The sequence below is a fragment of the Methylobacterium sp. B1 genome (genome assembly GCF_000333255.1).
GTDB classification, from domain to species: domain Bacteria; phylum Pseudomonadota; class Alphaproteobacteria; order Rhizobiales; family Beijerinckiaceae; genus Methylobacterium; species Methylobacterium fujisawaense.
Window position 1 is genome coordinate 1 of record NZ_BACT01001070.1, and the last position, 437, is coordinate 437.

The following is a 437-nucleotide window of genomic DNA, read 5'->3' on the forward strand; positions in this document are numbered from 1 at the left end:
GAGCTCGGTCCCGGGGGACCTCTAGAGTCGACCTCGACGTGGCCTTCGTGGCCATCGACGAGATCCAGCTCGCCGCCGACATGGACCGCGGCCACGTCTTCACCGACCGCCTGCTCTACGTCCGCATCGACGACGACGCCGCGACCCGGGATCTGCTCGCCCGCTTCTTGGAGCGCGAGGGCTTCTCGGTAACGGTCGCCGAGGACGGGCGGCGGGGGCTCGATCTCGCCCGCAGCCTGCACCCGCGGGCGGTGCTCCTCGATGTGACCATGCCGCAGATGGACGGCTGGGCAGTGTTGCGGGCCATGCGCGCCGATCCCGAGATCGGCGCGACACCGATCGTGATGGTGACGGTCCTGGACGAGCAGAACCTCGCCTTCTCGCTCGGCGCCACCGACTACCTGCAGAAGCCGATCGACTGGGGAAGTCTGCGCCAG

Annotated in this window: 1 protein-coding gene; it reads left to right on the forward strand. The window is 69.3% G+C overall.

What is annotated here, in order from left to right; translation table 11 throughout:
- Positions 1–437: response regulator (locus I53_RS29755; protein WP_251982496.1), on the forward strand; the 437-nt coding region annotated here is incomplete at both ends.